This window comes from Halorubrum laminariae (assembly GCF_024494655.1).
GTDB lineage: Archaea > Halobacteriota > Halobacteria > Halobacteriales > Haloferacaceae > Halorubrum > Halorubrum laminariae.
The window spans coordinates 13,100-35,093 of the sequence record NZ_JANHDL010000016.1 but is presented as its reverse complement, the minus strand read 5'-3'; the positions used below and the strand labels follow the sequence as shown (position 1 = coordinate 35,093).

Sequence of the window (21,994 nt, the reverse complement as noted above, 5' to 3'; positions counted from 1 at the left end):
TCACCACCGCCGCTGCTCGAACGGTTGATCGAAGACGCTCAAAAGATCCACAAGCAGCGACCAATCTTACAAGAGACACTCGCTACCGCTACACAACCGAGGTGTGAGGCTTAACTAAAGACAGATGGTCGATTGGCCAACGTATGGGTCTAGCCCGCTGTTCGATCGTTCGTCGCTTCCCGCACTGGAGTCGGATGTCCGCGTGGTCGCAAAAACGTGGTTCCAACAAGACGAACACGAGGGCGTTGAACCATTCGTCCACACATTACCGCTTGCATACGTCCAGTTCGATCCCCACGACCGGTATGCAGGATCGACGAGCTACGAGATGGAGACACTATTTCGCTTGTTCCTGCTGAAAGAATGCCATGGCTGGAACCACGAGACTGCCCTCGTCGAATACCTCACCCAGCACCCTGATTTCAGCGAACAGATCGGCTTGGAGTCGGTCCCCGATCAGTCAACCCTGTGGCGCAGTTGGCACCATCGCTTCACTGCAGATCTCCGGAACACGGTCGAAACCACAGCGCGAACGATCCTCATCAAAGCCCAAAATGCGGGTGTCTCTGTTCCACGAGAACCAGAACGGCAGAGCCGCAGACACCATGACGAGAATGAAGAATCGGACCCCGCTGATCAGACCATATTAGAGCAGGCCGAGGCCGTCACTAACCGCGTCAGCGACGTTGCGTTCCCAGCGTTCTCATTGGACCGTGGTGAGGGCTGTGAGATCCATGAGAATGCCTACTGGGACCTTCAGACCTATCTGGGGCTTCGAGAGAACTTAGCTGTCAACGAAGGGGCTCGGAGTTTCATCCACGAATCGACCCGAGATCGAACACCTTTGGGCCACGCCCATCGCGAGCATGTGCGGGATCTCTCCATTGAGCAGATACGCGAGATGTACCGCCAAGCCGTGAGTCGTCTCTTAGATCGAGTCGCAGAGACCGAGGAGTTCTTCCGAGCCGGTATTGTCGCGATCGACATCACAGAGTCCGACCCGTTTACTGGCAATCGTGAGGGTCACGAAGACGAGATTATCGGCACGAAAGAGAACACCGATGAGTATGCCTACCAGTGGGCGACAGTCCAACTGGTCGGGAATGCCGTCCCAATCGTCTTAGATGCGCGCCCAGTCCGGAAGGGGGACACGCGCAAGGAGATCGTCACGGACCTCTTGGATTCGGCAGAGGCGGCTGTTCATGTCGATAACGTGCTGATGGACCGGGAGTTCGACAGTCAGCACATCCTGGAGATGCTGAGTCAACGCGGGCTGTCCTACGTCGTGCCGAAGCGGATGCAGACGAGTGAGAAAGCGCAGGCGAAACGACTTCTCAAGCGCAACAAGGACCGGTACGAGACCGACCGAAAGCTGCATCTCGGCGATAACGAGTGGCACTCGACTACGCTAATCTACCGACGCAAAGAGAACTCCGAACACACCGATCATCGGCAGTACTCGGTGTTCATGACGAATAGGGGAACCGGGTATCTCACGGAGTACGGGTATCGGTGGGAGATTGAGAGTGGCTACAAATCGATTAAGCGGTTCATGGCTGCCACGACTTCCAAGAATTTTGGTCTCCGATTCTTCTACTTCGCGTTCGCGTGTCTCCTGTACTCGATTTGGCGAGCAGTCGATCTGCTGGTACAGGTACAGTTGACCGGTGAATACGAGCACTCGCCCATTGTGACAGCCGATAATACACTGACGCTGGTGAAGAAGGAGACTGGAATCGGATAGTAACGGGAATCTCTTAGTGATAGTGCATCGGTGAGTGGCGACACTATCCGGAATCTCGAAAACCCGCTGGAATGGTTGTCCAAAAAACAAGAACGCCCGTTCAGAAAGCTATCTGAAGCAGATTCTCCGCTTCGATTTAATCGAAATCACGCATTACAGACCCACTATACCCGCTGTAGTCTCAACTTCACAACCTCGGAGGATAGATTTGATGCGTGCCTTCGAATCAGTTCGAAATGAACTGGAAATAAATCATAGTTGACCTCTTGTACCCCGTCAATATCGACGGCACCGACAGGGCGCTCCGACGACTCATACAACGGCATAGATGTGTCCGTAGACGTTGCCGCAGATTATGACTGATGGGTCACGGTCGGTTCTCCAACGACTTCAGAGGCTGTGGAGATCGATATCGACCATTGGAAACACGATTACCTTGCTCCATATGGCAGTTGACGCGGGATGGGCGAGATTCTTGTTTGAGTATTTGGGTTGGCGGTTGTAGCTCGATACTTGGACAACTCTGAGGGGATGGTTTGCGTGGGGTACTCTCATATCGATGTCGGCGAGTTAGGTGATGGCGCTACCAAGGTACCCAAGGAGCCCAACAGTATATCGCGGTAACTCTCATTACGAGTGTGAGGGGTACACCGCCGCGTTCATACCCCTTCGACGGAGAATAGGGTGGCGTCTCTGAGAACAGCCTGCACGCGGCGGTGCCAAGCGTCAGCGAAGGCCTCCCGTTGCTGGTCGCTTGCCGATCCGTCGAGAATCCTCTGGAGGTTCCCGATTGCGGGTCCACCGCTAGGAACGTCGCTGACGTGGTAGGCCACTTCGACGGTCTCGTCCGTGTCGGTTCGCCGGAACCGGAACGTCGGGTCCGCCGTGTCCGGGTCGAACCCGTCGAAGCACAGGAGGTCGCGGCGGCCGCCATAGCCGCCGGCGAGCCCGCTGAATCCGTCATCGCCGGTCGCGCCAGTCACGTACGAGATGATACGGCTCATCACGCCGTACGCAGCATCCTCCTGCGGGCCGGCCGTCTGGACCTCGATTTCGCTCCGGACTGGATAGTCGTCGGGATACAGGGCGTCGAGCCCGAGCTGGACGATCCGGTAGGCGCCCGAGGCAGTCGGACAGGAGTGTCCTGCCTCTTTCACCGCGTCTCTATAAGCGATGACGAACGGCTCGCCCGGTTCGAGGACGTCGAGGGCCTCCGCGACGGGGTCGCGGATTTCGATCGGCTCGACGTCGTAGTCGACCTGCCAATTGGTTCTCGTCTGGGTCGTGTCAGTCGCAGTCGAATTCGATGTCATGAGTTGTGGTTGTGATCGTGTCTCGTGGTCAGTAGCGGAGCAGTCGCATCCCGTTGAGGATGACGAGGAGGACGCTGGCCTCGTGGACCAGCATTCCCGACGCGAGGGTGACGTAGCTGGTGAGCACGCCCGCGAGGAGGACGGTCACGGTCAGCACCGCGATCCCGACGTTCTCGAGGACGTTCCAGCGCGTCGCCTTGCTGAGTTTGACCGCGTACGGGATGCGTTCGAGGTCGTCGGCCATCAACGCCATGTCAGCCGTTTCGATAGCGGTGTCCGTTCCCGCAGCACCCATCGCGATGCCGACATCGGCAGTGGCCAGCGATGGCGCGTCGTTGATGCCGTCGCCGACCATCGCGACGACGTGGCCGTCGGCCTGGTAGCCCTCGATGACGGACTGCTTGTCCTCGGGGAGGAGTTCGGCACGGTACTCGTCGATACCGACCTCCTCGGCAACGGCAGCGGCCGTCCGATCGTTGTCGCCGGTGAGCATCACCGTCTCGATGCCAGCGTCTTGGAGCGCCGCGACGACCCCAGGAGCGGCCTCCCGGAGCTCGTCCCGCATCGCAATCGCGCCGATGATGTCCCCGTCCCGAACGACGTGGACGACTGTCTCGCCGCGCCCCTCACGCTCGCGGACGTAGTCGGCGACCCGATCGGGGACATCGACGTCGCGGTCGTCCAGCAGCGCGCGGTTGCCGACGACGACTTCCTGGCCATCGGCATGGGCGATGACGCCCTTGCCGGCGACCACGTCGAAGTCGTCGGGATCGGGGACCGACCTGCGCCCCACGTCCGTATCGTCCGCTTGGGCGACCGTCGCTCCACCGTCCGTCGCAGCCGTCTGGCGTTCGCGGGCCATGTCGACGATGGCGTCCGCGAGGTGGTGTTCGCTCTTCTTCTCGGCGGTCGCTGCGAGCGAGAGGACGTCGGCGGCGGCGACGCCGAACCCCTCGATACCGGAGACGGTGGTCTCGCCCTTCGTGAGCGTCCCCGTCTTGTCGAAGGCGACGAGATCGATCTTGCCGGCGCGTTCGAGGTGTTCGCCGCCCTTCATCAGCACGCCCGACCGGGCGGCGTTACCGATGGCCGAGACGATGCTGACCGGTGGCCCGATGACCAGCGCGCCCGGACAGCCGATGACCAGCAGCGTCAGCGACAGGATCGCGTTCTGCGTGACCGCGTACGCGCCGATAGCCAGGGCAATGACGGCCGGCGTGTAGTACTTCGCGAACCGGTCGATGAGACTCTCCGTGGGCGACTGAGCCTCCTGGGCCTCCTCGACGCGACGGATGATCCGTTCGAGAGTCGTATCCGATCCCGCTCCCGTCGTCCGGATTTCTAGCGCGCCCTCCTGGTTGACCGTCCCGGCGTACACCTCGTCGCTGTCGGCCTTGTGGACGGGCGCGCTCTCGCCGGTGACCGGCGCCTGGTTGACTGCGCTCTCGCCGTCGACGACGGTTCCGTCGACCGGGATCTTCCCGCCCGGCTTTACGACGACGACTTCGCCCTCTTCGACATCGCGGGCGGAGACCTTTTGGAGTGTCCCGTCGCGACGGACGGTCGCCGTGTCGGGCGTCATCTCCAGTAGCTCCTGAAGTGCCGTCCGGGTCTTCCGCATCGTCCGGCCTTCGAGGTAGCTGCCAAGGCTGAACAGGAAGACGACGGCGGCGGCTTCCCAGTACTCCCCGATGACGATAGCACCGATGGCGGCCAGCGTCACCAGCGTCTTGATGCCGAGCGTCCGGTTGGTGACCTCGTGGTAAGCGGTCTTGGCGATGTCGTAGCCACCCACGACCGTCGCGAGGACGAGGATGGCGGCGCTTGCCATCTCGAAACTCGTGAGGTAGCCGAGACTCCAGCCACCGCCGTACAGCAGGCCGCTTGTCGCCGTGACGATGGCCTTCCGGTGGTTCCGGTAGTACTGCGTGATCGATTGTTTGTTCATAGTGTTAGGCGGGCTGGGGAGTGTACCCCTGGTTTTCGATGGTCTCTGCGAAGGCGTCGGGGTCAGCGACGCTGTCGTCGTACTCGATCTCGACGCGGCCGGTCGCGTAGTGGACTTCGACGTGCTGGACGCCGTCGACGTTCGACAGGGCGCGTTCGACGGTACTCGCGCAGGTCGGGCAGTCGAAGTCGAGGACGCGGAATTGGGTTGTGTCGCTCATTACAGTTTGAGATAGTGCCCGTACCTCAATAAGTATTTTTTATATGATATGTTTGAATTCGGATACGAGTCGTTGGAACAGTCAAACGGGTCGTCTAGGGCTTTCGCTATCGCGGGTCCATCCTGTACTGGATACCTCGACAGACACCTACCCGACTCCTGCCCCGCTACCTTTTCCCGCGTGCTCGCGCTCAGTCCTCGTATGAGTGATTCCGATACCGACCACCGTCTCGACGACATCGCGGTGCGAGACACTCGGATTTCGGACGCCATCGACGAGCCGATGCGGGCGATGGTCCTCGACATTCTGTCCGAGGAAGCCCTAACTGCGACCGAGGTCCACGAACGCCTCGACGATCGCGGCATCGACCGGACGGAGAACACGGTCCGCCATCACATCAACGAGCTCCGGGATGCGGGCCTCGTCGACGTCGTTCGCTTCGAGGAGGGGCGTGGTGGGACGACGAAGTACTACCACGCGAACACGATCGTCCTCTCGTACTCACTACCAGATTCGGCCGACGCCGCCGTCGAGGAGATGATCGACGCTGCCCAGCCCCAGATCACGGACGCGCTCACTACGCTCACCGACGAGTACGACGACGCTATTGAGGAGATCGTCGAGGATATGCAGCCCTGCGAGCACTGCCAGACCCAGAAGTACGAGACGTACGTTCTTCTGACCGTCCTGCGACGTGCGTTCGTTCGCGCCCACAGAAATTCCTGAGGGGGAACCACCCCTACGCTGGCAGGGTCTTAGAAGGAGAACCGATCACGCGCGGATTGCATCGCGAGGCGAGTCAGGAGTCGCGCAGGGCCACGCTTTGGGAGGTCCCGTACAGTCTCGATGCTGGTCGGCGGTTCACTACCACCAATGTCTAACTCCCAGTCTGTCTCGTCCATGAAGCGTTCGACAGCCTGATTTACTCGCTGTCGCACGTCGTCCGAGTCCATTGTCTCGGGCACACCATTCCGGAGGACGACGTCGCCGTCAACGATCACTGTCTCGACGTCGGCCGGGACCGCGTTGTTCACGACGTGTGCGGGAACGTTGGTCAGTGGCGTGAACTTCGGTTTGTCGACGTCGAGGAGGATAATATCCGCGCGCTTTCCCGCTTCGATACTGCCGATCTCGTCGCCCATCCCCAGCGCGCGTGCGCCCTCGATAGTGAGCATTCGTATCAGTTCCATCGAGTCGAACTGCCCGGCTGAACGCTTGAGATTTGCCGCCAGCCGAGCTTGCCGCGCTTCACCGAACATGCTGTACGAGTCGTGCCAGTAGTGGTCGTCAATCCCTACTCCGACGTCGACGCCGGCGGCTCGAAGCTCGGGAACGGGCGTCCACTGCGTCTCCCCGTCCGGATTCCAGTAACAGAAGACGGACGGGCAGTGCGCAACAGCCGCGTCCGCCTCGGCGGTTCGCTGGATGTCCTCTTCGTCGCCGAGGCGGAAGTGAGCAGCGACCAGTCGGTCGTCCAGGAGTCCAACGTCGTCGAGCAATCCTACCGAGTCCTCGCCACCGTTCGCTCGTGCCATCGTGTTACTCTCCTCGAGTTCGAGCAAGTGCGTGTGGACGAGCAGGTCCGGATACTCTGCGGCGAGGGATGCGGTCCGTTCCCACAGCTGCCGGGTACACGACCAGTCGTCGTGCGGGCAGATCGTCGCCCTGATTCGGCCGTCGTACGTGTCGTGGTACGTTTCGACGAACTCGCGAGCACGGGCGAACTGCTGATCGACTGGTTGGTCCCAGAAGAGGTCCGAGATCGCCGGGCCGAAAAATCCGCGGAGCCCTGCTTCCCCGAACGCCTCTGCACCTGCGGCAGGCCGTGCGTCCATGGAGTTCACGGTCGTGACACCGCCCAGGAGGAAATTGAGCGCTGCGAGCTCGACGCCTGCCTCGACGAGGTACTCGAATTCGCCGTTCCCTAGTCTGTTAAACAAGGCCGTCCCACTCCCGAGCATCTCCGTCAGCTCGAGTTCGCTAAACGCACCGATGAGCGGTGTCATCTCCAGGTGCGTGTGGGCGTTCACCAACCCCGGCATCACCAGTTTCCCGTTCCCGTCGATAACGGTGGATGCTTCTAATTCTCCGTCTCCTGCACGTGATGGTCGGACTTCTTCGATACAGCCATCGGTGATGCATACTGTGCCGCGCTCGTACAGGCGGTTCCGCTCGTCGGCTGTGAGAACGAGTGCATCATGGATTGCCAGATCGACAGCCATCGTAAATTAGGAAGTGGATGTAACAGTTACCGTACTGGACAACCGAGCAGGCCGGCGAAGGCTGTTCTTCCAGGTGGTGTTCCCCTCATTTGGGATATCATCGGTCTCTACTGGTCCCATTAGCCTCTAATACGTCGGCGTGATTTAATCAGATTCCCCTTTTGAATCTGAAGTCGGATTCCGTGGAGCTTGTGGAGGTTTGCAATGTTTTCCCCTCTTCACGATAGATCATCTATGGCCGACGGTTACGATGCCATAGTACTGATACCCTCATAGGCAGTATATTCTAACCAAAACCGCAATAGATGATCCCTACAATGATACACCTATGCAGGCGACGATAATCGACGGAGTTCTTGAATCCCTTCGTATCGGTGTCGGATTTCTCTGGACGGCGGCGTGGGCGATCATCATGGGCCTCACGATTACGAGTCTGGTCCAGGTCTACGTCTCGAAGGAGCGGATGGCACAGGTGCTGGGTGAGGGCGATCTAACTGGACTTACCAAGGCGACTGTGTTCGGAGCAGCAAGCAGTGGCTGTAGTTTCGGCGCCGTCGCCATCGGGAAGGGCCTGTTCAAGAAGGGGGCGCACGCGGTGAACTTCCTCGCGTTCATGTTCGCGTCGACGAACCTCATCGTCGAACTAGGGCTGATGATTCTCATCCTGCTTGGCTGGGAGTTCCTCGTCGCGGAACTGCTCGGCGGCCTGATTCTCATCGCCGTCATGGCCGCCATCGTCCACCTTACGCTTCCCGAAAACCTGTTTAACGAAGTCCGCGAGAAGCTCAACGAGCGCGACCGCCAGGCGGGCGTCACGGAAGATCCCACCTGCGGGATGGAGGGGAAAGACGAGTACACGCTCACGACCGACGGCGGTGAGACGCTCAAATTCTGCTCGGAGGGCTGTATGGAGACCTATCGCCAGGAGACGTCGAGTAGCGGCGGGTGGCGTGACGAGTTGCTGTCGTGGGGTGGCTGGTACAAGGTCGGGAATCAGTACCGCAAGGAGTGGTCGATGATCTGGAAAGACATCGTCGCCGGCTTCCTTATTTCTGGGTTCGTCATCGTCTTCGTCCCGCAGTGGGTGTGGAACACGCTGTTCATTCAGGGCGACGGCCTGCTCGTGACTGCCGAGAACGCCGTCATGGGCGTCATCATCGCCGTCCTCAGTTTCGTCGGCAGTATGGGCAACGTCCCGTTCGCCGTCGCGCTGTGGGGCGGTGGCGTCAGCTTCGCCGGGATCATCGCGTTCGTCTACGCCGACCTCATCACCGTGCCCGTGCTGAACGTCTACCGGAAGTACTACGGCTGGAAGATCATGCTGTACATCCTTGGCGTCTTCTTCGTGACGATGGCGTTCACTGGCTTCCTCATGGAGTTGCTGTTCGACGCCCTCGGCATCGTACCAGATCTGGCCGGTGGCGAGACGGCGACCGAACAGACGTACTTCGAGCTCAACTACACGTTCTACCTCAATATTATCGCCTTCGCGCTCTCCGGGTTCCTCCTGTATGTCTACCGACGTGGAATCGGCGCACCAGGTCAGTATCGTGATCCGGTGTGTGGCATGCGGACCGACGATGAGGGGCCGAGTGCGTCCAATGATGGGATGACGTACTATTTTTGCTCGAAGACCTGTAAGCGGGCATTCGAGGAAGAGCCCACGGAATTTGCTGATCAAAGCCCGCAGATAACAAACCACGATCACGATCACTGATAGATGTACTGTGGTTCATCCGCTGTGAAGCACTTCATCATCGCACCTTCAATCCGCAATTGTCACACCTGTCGCGCCAAAATTGATTGTATGAGCAGTCAGATATCGAAACAAGGGGATGTCATATGAACCAACGTCCAGCGGATACCGTCGTTGGTGTGCTCCTTGGGTTCGTCCTCTTGGCTGGCGGACTACTCAGTTGGCGGGCCTATCAACAGCGTCGCGCTATCGAGCAGTCGATGGGGCCGATGATGGACTCGTCTATGGGGGCGATTCACGGTCCAGATCCTCTCTGGTACGTGGTTGGAACCCTTCTGGTCGCAGGCAGTATCGGTGGCATCTATTACGTGGTTCGAGGGAATCTCATCGATTCGACAACCGACTCAGCGGATCACATCGACCCCGATCAGGTATCGGAGGCAACGCCTACATCGATAGACGATGACGCCTCGCCGGCGACGCCTATCAATCCTGAATCGGATCCGCAAGCGCGCGTTCTCGATCTCTTACCGGATGATGAACGACGCGTCCTTGAACCCGTCCTGAACTCGCCTGGAATCACGCAGATCGAACTTCGGGATCGATCTGAGTTCTCAAAGAGTAAAGTGAGCCAGACCGTGAGTTCACTCGAGGAGCGCGGGCTGCTGTATCGGGAACGACAGGGTCGAACCTACCGCGTGTATCCGAGTGATGACCTGCAGAACTAACAGACGTAGAAATTCATACTAACACTACCCATCATGTCACAAGCAACACTCGAAACTGATCGCATTAGCCGGGTTCTCAAGTCAAGCACGTGGCTCAATCTCCTCCTCGCCGCACAGTTGATCGCCGGGTTGGTGTACGCATATTTCACAGGAGATATGGGGAGCCGGTGGACCCATTTCGTCCTTCCATTTATTTGGTTCACCGCCTCAGTCTGGGTGATCTGGCACACTCGACCTGTAACGAAACGTCGAGTGTATCGTATTGGTGCCGCACTTGTCGTTGCTCTATATCTCATCGTGATGTTTTATTTTTCAGGATTACTTGGACCGAGCACCTCTCATTTCGGGCAGCTCACTGGACCAAGCGGCTTCGGAATAACGTGGGGTCGATCTTTGGGATGGAGTCCGGTCTTCGTCTATACAGGTGACCTGATCACGGTCTCGCTCATTCCTTACCAAGCGGTTGGCCTGTTCGCGCTGGCGTATCTCGTCTATGATGCATTGCTTGATTTCTCGCAGTCGGCAGTCGGAGGAATAGTCGGGATTGTGGCGTGCCCTGCCTGCGTTAGCCCGTTGTTTGCCGTACTACTTGCAGGCGGACTGAGTGGTTCTTCAACGATGTTATTGCTTGGTGCGTATGGCTACGAAATTGCGACCGTTCTGTTCCTCATGACAATTGGAATCCTCTACCATCGTCAGGCACTCACGAGGCAGTATCACCAGTTCCGAGGGAACTGATCCATCTCGTTCGTGGTCAGCAATACCCGAGCCTCCCTCGCCGCCTGAACCGTGGTTATTGTCTGGATCGCCGCAATGAGGTGAACAGTCTCGACGGATCCCCTTTGCTCTCACCATTCCTCTGATCCTTTCGAATTCGGCAGGTATGAACGATCCCGTCAGTAGAAAACGTTTAGATGGCGTTATAGACGTTCTTGAACGCTCTCCTGTTTGAGTTCACTCCCACGAAGATAACCCCGAACCCACCGTATGACTACTTGAGGCGAAAAACAATGACCAACCGAAACCTCGGACGATGGCTGCTCGTGGTGCTCGCGATTGTCGGACTCGCGTTTGCCGCCCCGGTAGTTAGCGCACACGGTGACGAACCGATCCAGGGGAACGAGACGGCAGCTGAAGGGACGCCAGCCGATGGTAGTGCAGCAGACTGGGCGGCCTGGATGGAAGGTCACATGACCGACTACATGGGCCCGAATGCCGTTGACGAGATGGAAGCGCACATGGGCGTGACCGTCGACGAGATGGCCCAAGATATGGCGGACGACAATCACACCGCGACGGGGATGAACGGACAGGGGTACGGCTGCTAACGATCCCTGTTCGGATCCTCGTCTGACACGATAGATATTCGACTTACTGACTCAACGATCACAATGACACACTACACCAACACTCTCGGGCGGACGACTCGTCGAATCGCAATACTAGCGGTTCCGCTGTTGATTGTAGCAACGGGCACCGCAGCGGCTCACGGTGGTGGAGGCTACGGCGGCGGTATGATGGGTAGCGGCGGTTGGGGGGTCTTCAGCGGTGGAATGGGCCTCTGGAGCTTCCTTTGGATGGGGCTCCTAATCGTCGTCCCGCTCTATCTCGTCTACTCACTCCTCAACAGAGATTCTGAGAGGAGTGATAGTCGGCCGCTTTCGGTTCTTCGTGAGCGTTACGCTCGCGGTGAACTCTCCGATGAAGAGTTCGAACGTCGACGAAAGCAACTCGAGTAGTGCCCATGACCGAAATAGAAGGAGCATCGTCGAGAAAAAATTCTCGTCTGCCAGTTGGGGCGACGGGAGCTTAAGTGCGTAAACAGGATACAGTATTACATGAGTTACACAATACAAACCAAGATTGATGGAGAGTTCGACGATGTCGTCGACGCAACGAATGCCGCGCTCAAAGACGAGGGATTCGGTGTTCTCTGTGACATCGACATTCAGGCGACGCTCAAGGAGAAACTCGGTGAGGAGTTCCGCCAGTATCGCATCCTCGGTGCGTGCAATCCTCCGCTGGCATACGAAGGGTTGAGTGTAGAAACTGAACTCGGTGCGCTCTTGCCCTGTAACGTCATCGTCTACGAGAACGATGACGGCGTCATCGTGGTGAGTGCGGTCGACCCGGAACAGTTAGTCGGGATCGCTGATAACGACGCGCTTGACTCCGTCGCGACCGAGGTCAGCGAACGATTCGACCGCGTACTGGCAGCCGTAACTGACGAGTTCGGATCCGCATCGGAGGCCTGATCTCTGATGGCATCATCGGATCAACTGGATACGACGACGATACTGCTCATCGTCCTCGGAGCGTTCATCCTCCTTCCCTTGCTCACAATGGGTATGGGGTTCGGTGGGATGATGGGATACGGAGGAATGATGGGCCAGTACGGTACCACAGGTGGTTGGTGGCCCCTCATCGGGATGCTCGTCCCGGTCATCTTCCTCCTTGCGCTTCTGGGCGGTGGATATCTCATCTTCCGGCGGATGAGCGAGACACAGACGTCTCATAATCCCGCGATGGAAGAGTTACGTCTGGCGTACGCTCGTGGCGATCTCACGGACGAAGAGTTCGAAGCCCGACGAGAAAAGCTCGAACAATCAGAGTGACCACTACCCAAACCGCGTTTCACCCGTTTGAACACCTGCGGATCGACTCGAGGGTATCGAAACCAACCGTTCGGCAGCATCGTTCCGTTACATCGAAATGGTGTGCTCGATTCAGCATATGGTTATGAGTAGTAATGGGAACAAACGACAAGTTCGGAGTGAGTCACGTCCGAAGTCTTCGCACCAGTATCGCGCGTAGCTACCCACCGAAGAATGATCCAGACAACATGACACATCACAGCCGACGTCAATTCTTAGGCATTGTCGGTGCCAGCGCAGTCGCCAGCACCGGCTTTGCTCAGTCAGCGAACGCACAGGAGACGCCCATCGTGGAGATGGGAAACAATTACTTCGACCCAATCGGCCTACGTGTTGATCCCGGGACAACCGTTCAATTTGAACTCGCAGCGGGGGCACATTCCGCTACGGCGTACGCAGATCGTATTCCGGAGGGCGCTTCCGCCTTCGATAGTGGGACGATCTCAGACGGGAGCTTCGAATATACGTTCGAAACGCCAGGGACGTATGATTACTACTGCATCCCGCACAAGTCGATTGGGATGGTCGGACGGATCGTAGTTGGCAGTCCTGGCGGACCGGCAGAGGAGGATTCAATCCCGGATGGAGAGGTCCCATCGAGTGAGGCGATTGTTGACCAGGGTACAGTCGCCTACGGCTCAAGCAGCGATGGAAGCGGGAATACTGGTGGTGGAATGATGGGACGAGGTGGTTCTGGAATGATGAGTGGCCGCAACGGAGGTGGAGTTGGAGGGCTACCAGCTGTTGGTGGCGTACTCGGAATGCTGGGCGTTCTCGGTGGCGGGCTCTACTGGCTTGGAAACCAAAAATCTCCTCAATCGACTACCGACGACTCAGCCAGAAAAACGCTCCAGAACCGCTATGCCAGGGGCGAAATTGACGAGGAGGAGTATAGACGTCGCCGTGAGCGATTAGATGCTACTGATGAGGACATCTCCAACTGATTGCCACCGTGAGAGGGTGAACTCACCGGGGTCAAGTGATTCGGGGATTAGAGAATACCGCCCTCACCGATACCTTTGATTTCAGAACGATCCCGTGACTTGTTTTGTTCCATTTATGACTGATTTCTCTTGTGATCAACTCGCCTGTGTGGCTCGGTAGTAAACACCAATTGCGAGCACGGCTACGAGGAGAAGATATCCAGTAGCCCACACCAACGAGAGAGCCGTAGACTGAGTTGTTGAACTAGTCGTCCATGCCGGATGGGGTTTGGCCCGTAGTCGATCCCGACGGTGCCGACCCTGCGGCAAACTTGTAAACGGCGACGAGTCCCCAAATCACCAAGCCGAGCAGGATGATGCCCGCCCTAATGTCGATGGGGACCACTGCAGCGTGTTCGATTGCTCCCTCGCTATCGACTGGGTGCCCGGCTCCCAGTAGCATGTCGAGCAGGCCGATCACGACGACGCCCAAGACAACCAAGCCACCGCCGACGTACATGGCGATTTGGTCTGCCGTTGATAAGTCACTCATTGGTAGTCACCCGAGGAGTTTCCGTAATCGCGTGTTCTCGAACAGTTCCATCTCACGCAGGCGGTTATCGACTGCCAGGACGCCGCCCGCTCCGAGTGCCACAATGGTTCCGAAGACCATGATCCCAAGTAGTTCACCCGTGACCATACCGTTGGCCCAGCCGCCACCGTAGCCGTTGATGAAGTAGAAGAACAGCATCATGAAGGCACCAAAGAAGGCGGCGGTCCTCGTGAGGACACCGAGTATCAGCCCGAAACCGATGGCGGTTTGCCCAAGCGGTACCGCCACGTTGACGAACGCCAACAGGATGCCGTCGCTGAACGGCGTGACGAAGGGGGCGAGAATCGTGCCCTGAGCGGCTCCGCCGACGAACCAGCTGGCGTCGAAGGGCCACGCCCAGATCTTGTCAAGGCCGGCGTGGAGCATCCACCACCCGGCGGTCAGCCGAAGCAGCAGGATCCAATACGACAACCAGGCTCCTGAGACCGAGAACGACGTCTCAGTTCCGAGAAATCTCGTTCGAATGGATTGTGTTGACATGGCATACTTCACCTCACGACTGAGTTTATCAGAAGTGGTAAAAAGATTGGTGGTGGTTCGTGATCTCTAAGAGTCGGGGCTCATTGCAGGAACGCGGGTGTCAGAGGTGAGTTGGATGATCCTCAAGAAGGAATTCGGTCACCCTCAACGCACTGATTGTGTGCTGGGGCATGTAAGCAGGAGCACCGATGAAGCTGAGCCCACCGATTTCTGGATTTCGGAAAATTCTGTTTGAGGGACTGAATTCATCTACTGATCTAATCCTTTGTACTTACCGATCCTCTCAGTAGCTAACAGATTCTGAGAATTTGGCTCTGTTGAAATCCTCTTCTCCAGATACATTGTAGCGTGAATCGCGGCCTCACTACACGTACGCATTTCGCAGTATGTCACCTACCGTCTCCCGCAGAGGAATCGTGTAGCACGGGAGAGGATGTTCTACTGGGATCGCGTTGCGGCATTATTTTGTACCGGAAACAGGAACGCGTCGCTTATGGTCCCCTATATCAGCGAGGTGCTGTTCAACGAGCCACAAGGCCGTCGTATGGCACTCTTTCAGTTCGGCGTGTCGCTTACCTTCTTGTGCATGTTCGTGTACGCTTGGAGCGTCGGCGACGCTGGCGAAACCCGGTGGTTACTATTTATGGTCGTCGGAACTGCGCTGTCCGGAATCGCCGAGTCCCTCCCAGAGACCCAGCTACAGGCGGTAGGCGTACTCCGTTCCGCGGCGATCCTCGTATTGCTGTGCATCGTCGCTACTCCCTTTCTCGATCTCGAATTAATTATCTGAAGAGAACCGTCGGTCTTGTTGTTCTCTCTACTGATCTTTCCCGACGAGCTTATTGACCATGGTAGGGACAATTCGCAGTGGTACTCTCCACCGAAGATGTCATAGAACCGTTCACAAGGAGGTTGATCTCAGAGCTGTTAATGGTGAATTGCCTGCTCAGGAGGCCTGCGAACTTATCACTGGTACCTCTGTCATTTATGTCGTATAGCAGCGCAATGCTGGATACAGACACAGAGCGACCCCAGGATATTATCATTTCAAGAATAGTTAGAATGGGGGCGAGTCGATACAACAGTATTGTTTTCCCATCTCTTGTACAAACTCGACTAATGACGGCGCAGGACTCCTCGGAGACTGAAGACCGAAAAGACGACCACCTTCAAATCGTCCAAGAGCGGGACGTCGAAACGACAGGCACGGGCTTCGACGACGTCCACCTCGTCCACAACGCGCTTCCGGAACTCGATTACGACGCGATCGACCCCTCCATCGACTTCCTGGGTCACGACCTCTCTGCCCCAATCTTCATCGAGAGCATGACTGGCGGGCACCACAACACGACGGAGATCAATCGGGCGCTGGCCCGGGCCGCCAGCGAAACCGGTATCGCCATGGGTCTCGGTAGCCAGCGAGCAGGCCTCGAACTCGACGACGAACGCGTCCTCGAATCGTACACCGTCGTCCGCGATGCTGCACCCGATGCGTTCATCTACGGGAACCTCGGCGCTGCACAGCTCCGAGAGTACGACATCGAAATGGTCGAGCAGGCAGTCGAGATGATCGACGCCGACGCGCTCGCGGTCCACCTGAACTTCCTCCAGGAAGCCACCCAACCAGAAGGCGACGTCGATGGCCGGAACTGTGTAGCTGCGATCGAACGAGTGTCCGAGGCACTCTCGGTGCCGATTATCGTCAAGGAAACGGGCAACGGCATCTCCGGGGAGACTGCCCGAGAGCTAACTGCGGCAGGCGTTGACGCTCTCGACGTCGCTGGCAAAGGCGGAACGACGTGGTCCGGGATCGAAGCCTATCGCGCAGCAGCCGCGAACGCGCCGCGACAGCAACGAATCGGCACCCTGTTCCGAGAATGGGGCATTCCAACCGCTGCAAGCACGATCGAGTGTGTTGCCGAACACGACTGCGTCATTGCGAGTGGTGGTGTCCGAACGGGATTGGACGTGGCAAAAGCGATTGCCCTGGGTGCCCGCGCCGGCGGGTTGGCGAAACCATTCCTGAAACCAGCTACAGACGGGCCAGACGCTGTCATCGAACGCGTCGGGGACCTGATCGCCGAGCTGCGAACAGCGATGTTCGTCACCGGCTCGGGGTCGATCGACGAGCTCCAGCAGGTGGAGTACGTGTTGCACGGAAAGACGCGCGAGTACGTGGAACAACGAACCAGTAGCGAGTAGTCCCGGATTCCCCAGTCTCAGCAGGACGGATAGAACAACAGCGGGAAAGAGAGAGCCGACTCCGATATCTGTCCAACCTGTACTGACCGCAGCGGGCACCGAAGCTATCATCCTCTAAGGATTTCAACAGAGCCGAGAATTTAACTCGAGTGGATATCAATCAATTAACTCCCACTGGTTAGTCATTCCTCCATAGACACGGTTTAAAACTCGTCGTCTCGAGAAAATACGGGCAAATAAAACAGGGTGGCGGAGGAGACGCAGTAGAACTGCACTCGGAGACCGGTCAACGTCTTCAATATCGATCCCGGCAGCGGCACGAATTGCTGCTCCCAGAACCTTGGGATTACGAGTTTCAAGAAAGTATCTCACAACTGTGGCGAAAATGTACTCCGTTTTCATCCTCTGATATAATCTATCAGGATAATTGCGTAATTGGCTTCTGTTAGCCAGCTCTGCGGCCAAGAATCCCGATTCAACGGCCTGTGAGATCCCCTTTCCGGTGAGTCGGTTTGCTATACCTGCAGCATCACCCACTCGTACGACTGAATGCTCCGGTAGATGGGTTCTGTCGGGATCAAGGCTTGGTCCCTCGGGAATGATTGCGACGTTCGTCCGTTCCTGCGACGGGACTGGCCACCCATTCCGCTCACAGGCTTCCCTCAATGCCTTCATATAATCATTAGGCCGGTCACTGACCGTCCAGCCGATACCAACGTTGGCTCGTTGCGATGTCTTCGGGAATGCCCACGAGTACCCTGTATAGTTCTCCAGAATTATCCGGCTGTTCGGGTACAACTCGGTGAAGTCCCCTTCGACATCACTGTTAAGCGCTACCATATATCCTGAATACTCGTTGGTTGTTCCGAGCGCTTTACTAGAGAGTGATGGCTGACCGGTTGCATCAACGACGAGATCATACTCATCGGTGAACTCGTGGAAATCTGTCCGTGTGATAGACTGGTTTTCGTGGATGTCAACACCCTTCTCTGAGAGTTGTTCTGCCCAGGACTGCTCAACGACATTTCGGTCCGTTATATATGTATCCGCAGCAGGAAAGGTGCCGGCTCCAGTGCGGTGGCGATCGGCGTCGATTCCGTCATACACCTCCACTTCCATCGCTGGCAGCGGGTTGAGAAAGCCGTTCTCTACAGTCGGTTCGAGTGGGATCTTCGATACCGCTGTCATCGCTTCTCCGCAATTAACGCCTTTGCTATCGTAGGACTGCCGCTCATATAGTTCGACGACGAATCCAGCGTCGTCGAATCCAGCAGCTGCTGCAAGCCCGGCCATCCCTCCACCTATTACCGCAATTTTGGACGTTCGAGTCATCGGTTTTTGCCAATCTTTGAGGCCATCGTTAAGCTCCCAACAGCATCCGAAGTGACCCACGAACGCCCATCGGGAGTCCGATCGCTCCGATGAAGAACGTCATAAGCCACCACCACGTGTGATTCATCTCCTCTTTCGCATCGGCGAGATACCACACGATGCCGACAGTCACGACGAGTTTCAGCACGAACGTCGATCCGGAGAATCCAGTCGCCTGGTACACGAGATTCGTCACGACCAGCTTTGGGGAGTAGCCGAGGAACGTCACACCGATGAGATTCTGCGCAGCGTCCCACAACTGGCCGAAAACGGCCAGCAGAATTAGCGGGTGTCGAAGGTGGGTGATATTGGCGAAACTCGTGCCCCAGTAGTAGAGTGCGGTTACGCCGAGCGCTATCCCCGTCGTCGCGACAGGAACCCATAGGCGGAGTGGGGTCGATGTCGAGAGGCCGTGCCAAACAGCCCACCAGACGGCCCCGACAGCCCACACCGACCCGACGAGCCCGACTGTTAGCGGGATAGATCCGATATTTTGGTCACGCAAGAGTGCACCGACACCGAGCGCGAGGATGGTGACAGCGGTGACGACGATGTAAATCGATGGCGTGATGAACCACACCGCGTAGTCCCCGAGCAGCCCGAGATCCTCGAGGGCGCGCATCGCCCCACCTGCGATGATGATCGGAGCGAACCCGTAGGCCAGTCGTGCGTCGAACGTGACGTCGAGTTGGTCGAGATACGCACGTAGTCCGGGGAGGCTGTATACGACTGCCGCGAGGTAGATTACCGTGTTCACCGCGTTGTAGCCCTGGACAGCACGAATCCCCTCGTGCGTGACTGGCTGACCGGCCGCATCGGCGACGACTGGTCCCCAGAGATACTGCCAGATGAACCGGTCGTAGACCAACGTCGGAAACACGAGGATGCCCCCACCGAGAAGGACGAGCGGGGCCAGCAGGTACAGCGCCCACCACTCGCGTGAGCCGGTCTCCGGAAGGACAGTCTCGACGCGGCGGGTGACAGTACTCACGACCCGTTCACCTCCAATCGCCACGTCGTGCTTTTCGAGCGCCCCCACTGTTCGAGTGAAACGATTGTGAGTTCGTCCTGGAGCTGGCTGAGGTACTGCGCGACTGCCTTGGGAGATCCGTCGAGGTCGCTGGCAATCTCGCGAGCCCGGAGGTATGTCGGTTCGCTACTGGCTGTCTCGACGAGGTACCTTCGAACCGTGTGCCGGGAAATATTCGACATTGATCTAGAGGTGACGGTTAGCGAAGAAATCCGAAGAGCTTGTAGTCGTGATCGGGGGTGTACCGCCGGAACAGGAGACTGTTCGTCAGCACCGACACCGACGAGAACGCCATTGCTGCTGCAGCGAGCACGGGCTGGAGGAGGCCGAGCGACGCTAACGGAATCATCGCCGTGTTGTAACCGAGCGCCCACACGAGGTTCTGTTTGATCTTCTGGAGTGTCGCGTCTGAGATTCGGATCGCCTTTACCACGTCGAGCGGGTCGTCTCGCATCAGCGTGACGTCTGCAGCTTCGATGGCGACGTCGGTGCCGGAGCCGATTGCTGTCCCGACGTGTGCGACCGCGAGTGCCGGAGCGTCGTTGACGCCGTCACCGACCATCATCGCCTGCCGGCCCTCGTCTTGAATACTGTCGACCGCGTTGGACTTGTCCTCAGGAAGGACTCCTGCGCGGACGTTCTTCGGGTCGATACCCACCTGTTTAGCGACCGCACGGGCAGTTCGCTCGTTGTCGCCCGTAATCATCATCACGTCAACTCCCCGCTCCTGGAGTGCTGTGACAGCCTGCTTGGAGCTTTCCTTCACTGTGTCGGCGTCGGCGACCACACCCACGAGCTCCCCCTCGTAGGCGACCAGCATCGCCGTCTTCCCCTCGTTCTCGAGGCGTTCCATCGTCTCCTCAGCGGGAGAGGGGTCGATCCCGTTGTCCCGCAGCAGCTTGCGGTTGCCGACCAGCACCTCGCTGTCACCAATGACTGCTTTGATCCCGTGGCCCGGAACGTTCTCGAAGTCGTCAGGCTCAGTCACGTCCAGGCCGCGTTCTTCGGCCCCTTCGACGATTGCACGGGCGAGCGGGTGTTCGCTGCCGCTTTCAGCTATCGCCGCCAGTCGAAGCACATCATCCTCTGAGAGGCGCTCACGGGTGCTGAGCTGTCCACCATCTGGGGTCGGCTCGCCACCGTCAGTCACCACATTTCCATCGCTATCAAAGACGACCACGTCGGTGAGTTCCATTTCCCCTTCGGTGAGTGTGCCCGTCTTGTCGAAGACGACTGTATCGACGTCTTTCGCTCGTTCGAGGATGTCACCGCCCTTGAACAGGACGCCGTTCTGGGCACCAATCGTCGTCCCGACCATCGTCGCTGCGGGCGTCGCCAGCCCCAGCGCACAGGGACAGGCGATGAGGATCGAGGACGCGAAGACAATTATCGCGAACTCGAAGACTGAAACGGTCCCACCGACCGGGGCCGGGCCGCCAGCAACCTGACCCCACAGCGGGAGCCAGTCGACGAAGCCAGCGAGAGCCTCGGGGAACAGGAACCAGACGACACCCCAGAGAAGGGCGTTCGCGATGACCGCAGGCACGAAGTACGCGGAGATGCGGTCGGCGAGATTCTGGATGTCGGGCTGGCGCGACTGGGCCTCCTTGACTGTCTGGACGATCTGTTGGAGGGCCGTGTCTTCTCCAACCTTCGTCGCCTCCACGACAAGGACGCCGTTCTCGTTAATCGTCGAGCCGACGACCTCATCGCCCTCCTCTTTCTCGACAGGCACAGATTCGCCAGTGACCATTGACTCGTCGACGGCAGACTGACCGTCGACAACGACACCGTCTGTGGGAATCTTCTCACCTGGACGAATTTTCATCCGGTCACCAGTTGTGACCTCTTCAAGCGGAACTTCTTCTTCACTGCCGTCCTCGCGGACAATGGTCGCCGTTTCGGCTTCCATTTCGAGGAGCTTTCGGAGGGCCTCACCCGCTTGGCCCTTCGACCGAGCTTCGAGATAGTTACCCAACGTGATGAACACGAGGATGAGGGCTGCCGTGTCGAAATAAAGTCCACCTGCAATGAGTTCAGCAAGGACTGCCACAGAGTATAGATAGGCCGTTGTTGAACCGATCGCAATCAGCACGTCCATATTGGCGCGGCCGTTCTTCACGATCGCCTTGTACGAGTTCTTATAGAACGGCCAGCCGAGGATCGCCTGTACCGGCGTGGCGAGGAGGAACTCAACCCAGCCAAGTTCCACACCGAAGACGGCTTCAGGGACGATCGCGCCACCGAGCAGATAATTGTCGATGAGGAAGAAGAGCAACGGTGCCGATAACACTGCCCCAAAGAGGGTCAACCTGAGTTGTTTCCGAGTTTCGGCTTGACGGGCGGCATCTCGTGCGTCCTGGCCCGACTCTTCGTCGGCACCATCTTCGCGGACGGGCGAGTAGCCAGCCTCCTCGATAGCATCGTACAGCGCACCAATAGATACTTCCGCAGGATTGTAGGTGACCTGTGCTTCGTCGGTTGCGTAATTGACCTCCGCATTAACGACGCCCGGAATATTTTCAAGAGCGGTTTGGTTGGTCTCGGCGCAGTTGGCACAGGTCATATCGGAGATGGCAATCGTTACCGTCTCAGAGACTGCGCCGTACCCGGCCTCGTCGATCGCGTCGTAGATTTCTTTGAGCGATACCTCTTCAGGGTCGTAGGTGACGGAACCCTCGTCGGTGGCGAAGTTCGCATCCGCCTCCGATACCCCGTCGAGCGATTCGAGAGTGTCCTGGATCGTCGCCGAACAGTTGGCGCAGGACATTCCCGTGATATCAAGATGGATTGTTTGGCTTGTCATGCTTGTTCTACTATACGGGGTCTAGGTTTAGGCGATTTACTGCT

The 21,994-nt window shown here is 58.0% G+C and carries 22 protein-coding genes and 1 pseudogene; 13 read left to right on the top strand and 10 right to left on the bottom strand.

Annotation, left to right across the window (positions count from 1 at the left end; all coding sequences use genetic code 11):
• The first annotated feature begins 124 nt into the window (after nucleotides 1–124).
• On the top strand, nucleotides 125–1,744 hold the full coding sequence (locus NO887_RS16825) for a transposase (RefSeq protein WP_256419337.1): 1,620 nt from the start codon (nucleotides 125–127) through the stop codon (nucleotides 1,742–1,744).
• Between the two features lie 346 nt (nucleotides 1,745–2,090).
• A pseudogene (locus tag NO887_RS16820) lies at nucleotides 2,091–2,368 on the top strand (site-specific integrase); the annotation flags it as partial.
• Nucleotides 2,369–2,403: 35 nt separating this feature from the next.
• Here NO887_RS16820 and NO887_RS16815 read toward each other — a convergent pair.
• From NO887_RS16815 to NO887_RS16805, 3 genes are read right to left on the bottom strand one after another with little or no spacing between them, the layout of a single operon-like run.
• Nucleotides 2,404–3,057, bottom strand: a complete 654-nt coding sequence (locus NO887_RS16815; protein WP_006186940.1) for a hypothetical protein — start codon at nucleotides 3,055–3,057, stop codon at nucleotides 2,404–2,406.
• A 28-nt stretch (nucleotides 3,058–3,085) separates the two neighbouring features.
• On the bottom strand, nucleotides 3,086–5,005 hold the full coding sequence (locus NO887_RS16810) for a heavy metal translocating P-type ATPase (RefSeq protein ID WP_256419336.1): 1,920 nt from the start codon (nucleotides 5,003–5,005) through the stop codon (nucleotides 3,086–3,088).
• Nucleotides 5,006–5,009: 4 nt separating this feature from the next.
• Nucleotides 5,010–5,225: a heavy-metal-associated domain-containing protein gene (locus NO887_RS16805; protein ID WP_004594622.1), complete on the bottom strand. Its 216-nt coding sequence runs from the start codon at nucleotides 5,223–5,225 to the stop codon at nucleotides 5,010–5,012.
• Nucleotides 5,226–5,426: 201 nt separating this feature from the next.
• On the opposite strand from NO887_RS16805, the gene NO887_RS16800 reads away from it, so the two are divergent.
• Complete coding sequence (locus NO887_RS16800; protein WP_004048660.1) at nucleotides 5,427–5,951, top strand: ArsR/SmtB family transcription factor; 525 nt, start codon at nucleotides 5,427–5,429, stop codon at nucleotides 5,949–5,951.
• A 29-nt stretch (nucleotides 5,952–5,980) separates the two neighbouring features.
• Here NO887_RS16800 and NO887_RS16795 read toward each other — a convergent pair whose 3' ends face one another.
• Entirely contained in the window at nucleotides 5,981–7,447 is a 1,467-nt protein-coding gene (locus NO887_RS16795; protein WP_256419335.1) for an amidohydrolase family protein, read from the bottom strand.
• Between the two features lie 328 nt (nucleotides 7,448–7,775).
• Between NO887_RS16795 and NO887_RS16790 the strand changes: the two genes are divergently transcribed.
• From NO887_RS16790 to NO887_RS16755, 8 genes are all read left to right on the top strand, one after another.
• Nucleotides 7,776–9,164: a permease gene (locus NO887_RS16790; protein ID WP_049986199.1), complete on the top strand. Its 1,389-nt coding sequence runs from the start codon at nucleotides 7,776–7,778 to the stop codon at nucleotides 9,162–9,164.
• Between the two features lie 125 nt (nucleotides 9,165–9,289).
• Nucleotides 9,290–9,871, top strand: a complete 582-nt coding sequence (locus tag NO887_RS16785) for a helix-turn-helix transcriptional regulator (protein ID WP_004048657.1) — start codon at nucleotides 9,290–9,292, stop codon at nucleotides 9,869–9,871.
• 33 nt (nucleotides 9,872–9,904) lie between these two features.
• Nucleotides 9,905–10,609 carry a DUF7546 family protein gene (locus NO887_RS16780; RefSeq protein WP_123624180.1) on the top strand — a complete coding sequence of 235 codons (705 nt, stop codon included), beginning with the start codon at nucleotides 9,905–9,907 and terminating at the stop codon, nucleotides 10,607–10,609.
• A 272-nt stretch (nucleotides 10,610–10,881) separates the two neighbouring features.
• On the top strand, nucleotides 10,882–11,199 hold the full coding sequence (locus NO887_RS16775; protein ID WP_004048656.1) for a hypothetical protein: 318 nt from the start codon (nucleotides 10,882–10,884) through the stop codon (nucleotides 11,197–11,199).
• Between the two features lie 63 nt (nucleotides 11,200–11,262).
• Entirely contained in the window at nucleotides 11,263–11,610 is a 348-nt protein-coding gene (locus NO887_RS16770; RefSeq protein WP_049986201.1) for an SHOCT domain-containing protein, read from the top strand.
• Nucleotides 11,611–11,709: 99 nt separating this feature from the next.
• The gene (locus NO887_RS16765) at nucleotides 11,710–12,126 is read left to right on the top strand and encodes a DUF302 domain-containing protein (protein WP_004048654.1); all 417 of its coding nucleotides are present in this window, start codon (nucleotides 11,710–11,712) and stop codon (nucleotides 12,124–12,126) included.
• Nucleotides 12,127–12,132: 6 nt separating this feature from the next.
• On the top strand, nucleotides 12,133–12,486 hold the full coding sequence (locus NO887_RS16760) for an SHOCT domain-containing protein (protein WP_049983674.1): 354 nt from the start codon (nucleotides 12,133–12,135) through the stop codon (nucleotides 12,484–12,486).
• 134 nt (nucleotides 12,487–12,620) lie between these two features.
• A complete protein-coding gene (locus tag NO887_RS16755) occupies nucleotides 12,621–13,469 on the top strand; it encodes a plastocyanin/azurin family copper-binding protein (RefSeq protein ID WP_227262414.1) in 849 nt (282 codons plus the stop codon).
• Nucleotides 13,470–13,713: 244 nt separating this feature from the next.
• Here NO887_RS16755 and NO887_RS16750 read toward each other — a convergent pair whose 3' ends face one another.
• Nucleotides 13,714–14,001 carry a hypothetical protein gene (locus tag NO887_RS16750; RefSeq protein ID WP_004594603.1) on the bottom strand — a complete coding sequence of 96 codons (288 nt, stop codon included), beginning with the start codon at nucleotides 13,999–14,001 and terminating at the stop codon, nucleotides 13,714–13,716.
• Nucleotides 14,002–14,007: 6 nt separating this feature from the next.
• Nucleotides 14,008–14,541 (bottom strand): DoxX family protein, encoded by a 534-nt coding sequence (locus NO887_RS16745; protein ID WP_049986202.1) that lies wholly within the window; start codon nucleotides 14,539–14,541, stop codon nucleotides 14,008–14,010.
• A 493-nt stretch (nucleotides 14,542–15,034) separates the two neighbouring features.
• Between NO887_RS16745 and NO887_RS16740 the strand changes: the two genes are divergently transcribed.
• Nucleotides 15,035–15,331: a DUF8011 family protein gene (locus NO887_RS16740; RefSeq protein ID WP_049986203.1), complete on the top strand. Its 297-nt coding sequence runs from the start codon at nucleotides 15,035–15,037 to the stop codon at nucleotides 15,329–15,331.
• A gap of 329 nt (nucleotides 15,332–15,660) precedes the next feature.
• Nucleotides 15,661–16,743 (top strand): type 2 isopentenyl-diphosphate Delta-isomerase, encoded by a 1,083-nt coding sequence (fni, locus tag NO887_RS16735; protein ID WP_256419333.1) that lies wholly within the window; start codon nucleotides 15,661–15,663, stop codon nucleotides 16,741–16,743.
• A gap of 156 nt (nucleotides 16,744–16,899) precedes the next feature.
• Here fni and NO887_RS16730 read toward each other — a convergent pair whose 3' ends face one another.
• The 4 genes from NO887_RS16730 to NO887_RS16715 form a co-directional block, all read right to left on the bottom strand.
• A complete protein-coding gene (locus tag NO887_RS16730) occupies nucleotides 16,900–18,036 on the bottom strand; it encodes an NAD(P)/FAD-dependent oxidoreductase (RefSeq protein WP_231554253.1) in 1,137 nt (378 codons plus the stop codon).
• 67 nt (nucleotides 18,037–18,103) lie between these two features.
• A complete protein-coding gene (locus tag NO887_RS16725) occupies nucleotides 18,104–19,105 on the bottom strand; it encodes a DUF63 family protein (RefSeq protein WP_050050397.1) in 1,002 nt (333 codons plus the stop codon).
• Nucleotides 19,102–19,326, bottom strand: coding sequence for a DUF7123 family protein (locus tag NO887_RS16720; protein ID WP_004594599.1), 225 nt, complete (start codon nucleotides 19,324–19,326; stop codon nucleotides 19,102–19,104). Before NO887_RS16720 ends, NO887_RS16725 begins: the two co-directional genes overlap by 4 nt.
• A gap of 17 nt (nucleotides 19,327–19,343) precedes the next feature.
• Entirely contained in the window at nucleotides 19,344–21,950 is a 2,607-nt protein-coding gene (locus NO887_RS16715) for a heavy metal translocating P-type ATPase (protein ID WP_004594598.1), read from the bottom strand.
• Nucleotides 21,951–21,994 lie beyond the last annotated feature (44 nt).

Coding starts and splice junctions, on each gene's coding strand:
- NO887_RS16720 (WP_004594599.1), bottom strand. CDS start 19,326: ATGTCGAATATTTCCCGGCACACGGTTCGAAGGTACCTCGTCGAGACA.
- NO887_RS16755 (WP_227262414.1), top strand. CDS start 12,621: ATGGGAACAAACGACAAGTTCGGAGTGAGTCACGTCCGAAGTCTTCGC.
- NO887_RS16740 (WP_049986203.1), top strand. CDS start 15,035: ATGGTCCCCTATATCAGCGAGGTGCTGTTCAACGAGCCACAAGGCCGT.
- NO887_RS16800 (WP_004048660.1), top strand. CDS start 5,427: ATGAGTGATTCCGATACCGACCACCGTCTCGACGACATCGCGGTGCGA.
- NO887_RS16745 (WP_049986202.1), bottom strand. CDS start 14,541: ATGTCAACACAATCCATTCGAACGAGATTTCTCGGAACTGAGACGTCG.
- fni (WP_256419333.1), top strand. CDS start 15,661: ATGACGGCGCAGGACTCCTCGGAGACTGAAGACCGAAAAGACGACCAC.
- NO887_RS16780 (WP_123624180.1), top strand. CDS start 9,905: ATGTCACAAGCAACACTCGAAACTGATCGCATTAGCCGGGTTCTCAAG.
- NO887_RS16805 (WP_004594622.1), bottom strand. CDS start 5,225: ATGAGCGACACAACCCAATTCCGCGTCCTCGACTTCGACTGCCCGACC.
- NO887_RS16750 (WP_004594603.1), bottom strand. CDS start 14,001: ATGAGTGACTTATCAACGGCAGACCAAATCGCCATGTACGTCGGCGGT.
- NO887_RS16775 (WP_004048656.1), top strand. CDS start 10,882: ATGACCAACCGAAACCTCGGACGATGGCTGCTCGTGGTGCTCGCGATT.
- NO887_RS16765 (WP_004048654.1), top strand. CDS start 11,710: ATGAGTTACACAATACAAACCAAGATTGATGGAGAGTTCGACGATGTC.
- NO887_RS16770 (WP_049986201.1), top strand. CDS start 11,263: ATGACACACTACACCAACACTCTCGGGCGGACGACTCGTCGAATCGCA.
- NO887_RS16715 (WP_004594598.1), bottom strand. CDS start 21,950: ATGACAAGCCAAACAATCCATCTTGATATCACGGGAATGTCCTGCGCC.
- NO887_RS16730 (WP_231554253.1), bottom strand. CDS start 18,036: ATGGCCGGGCTTGCAGCAGCTGCTGGATTCGACGACGCTGGATTCGTC.
- NO887_RS16760 (WP_049983674.1), top strand. CDS start 12,133: ATGGCATCATCGGATCAACTGGATACGACGACGATACTGCTCATCGTC.
- NO887_RS16785 (WP_004048657.1), top strand. CDS start 9,290: ATGAACCAACGTCCAGCGGATACCGTCGTTGGTGTGCTCCTTGGGTTC.
- NO887_RS16810 (WP_256419336.1), bottom strand. CDS start 5,005: ATGAACAAACAATCGATCACGCAGTACTACCGGAACCACCGGAAGGCC.
- NO887_RS16815 (WP_006186940.1), bottom strand. CDS start 3,057: ATGACATCGAATTCGACTGCGACTGACACGACCCAGACGAGAACCAAT.
- NO887_RS16825 (WP_256419337.1), top strand. CDS start 125: ATGGTCGATTGGCCAACGTATGGGTCTAGCCCGCTGTTCGATCGTTCG.
- NO887_RS16795 (WP_256419335.1), bottom strand. CDS start 7,447: ATGGCTGTCGATCTGGCAATCCATGATGCACTCGTTCTCACAGCCGAC.
- NO887_RS16790 (WP_049986199.1), top strand. CDS start 7,776: ATGCAGGCGACGATAATCGACGGAGTTCTTGAATCCCTTCGTATCGGT.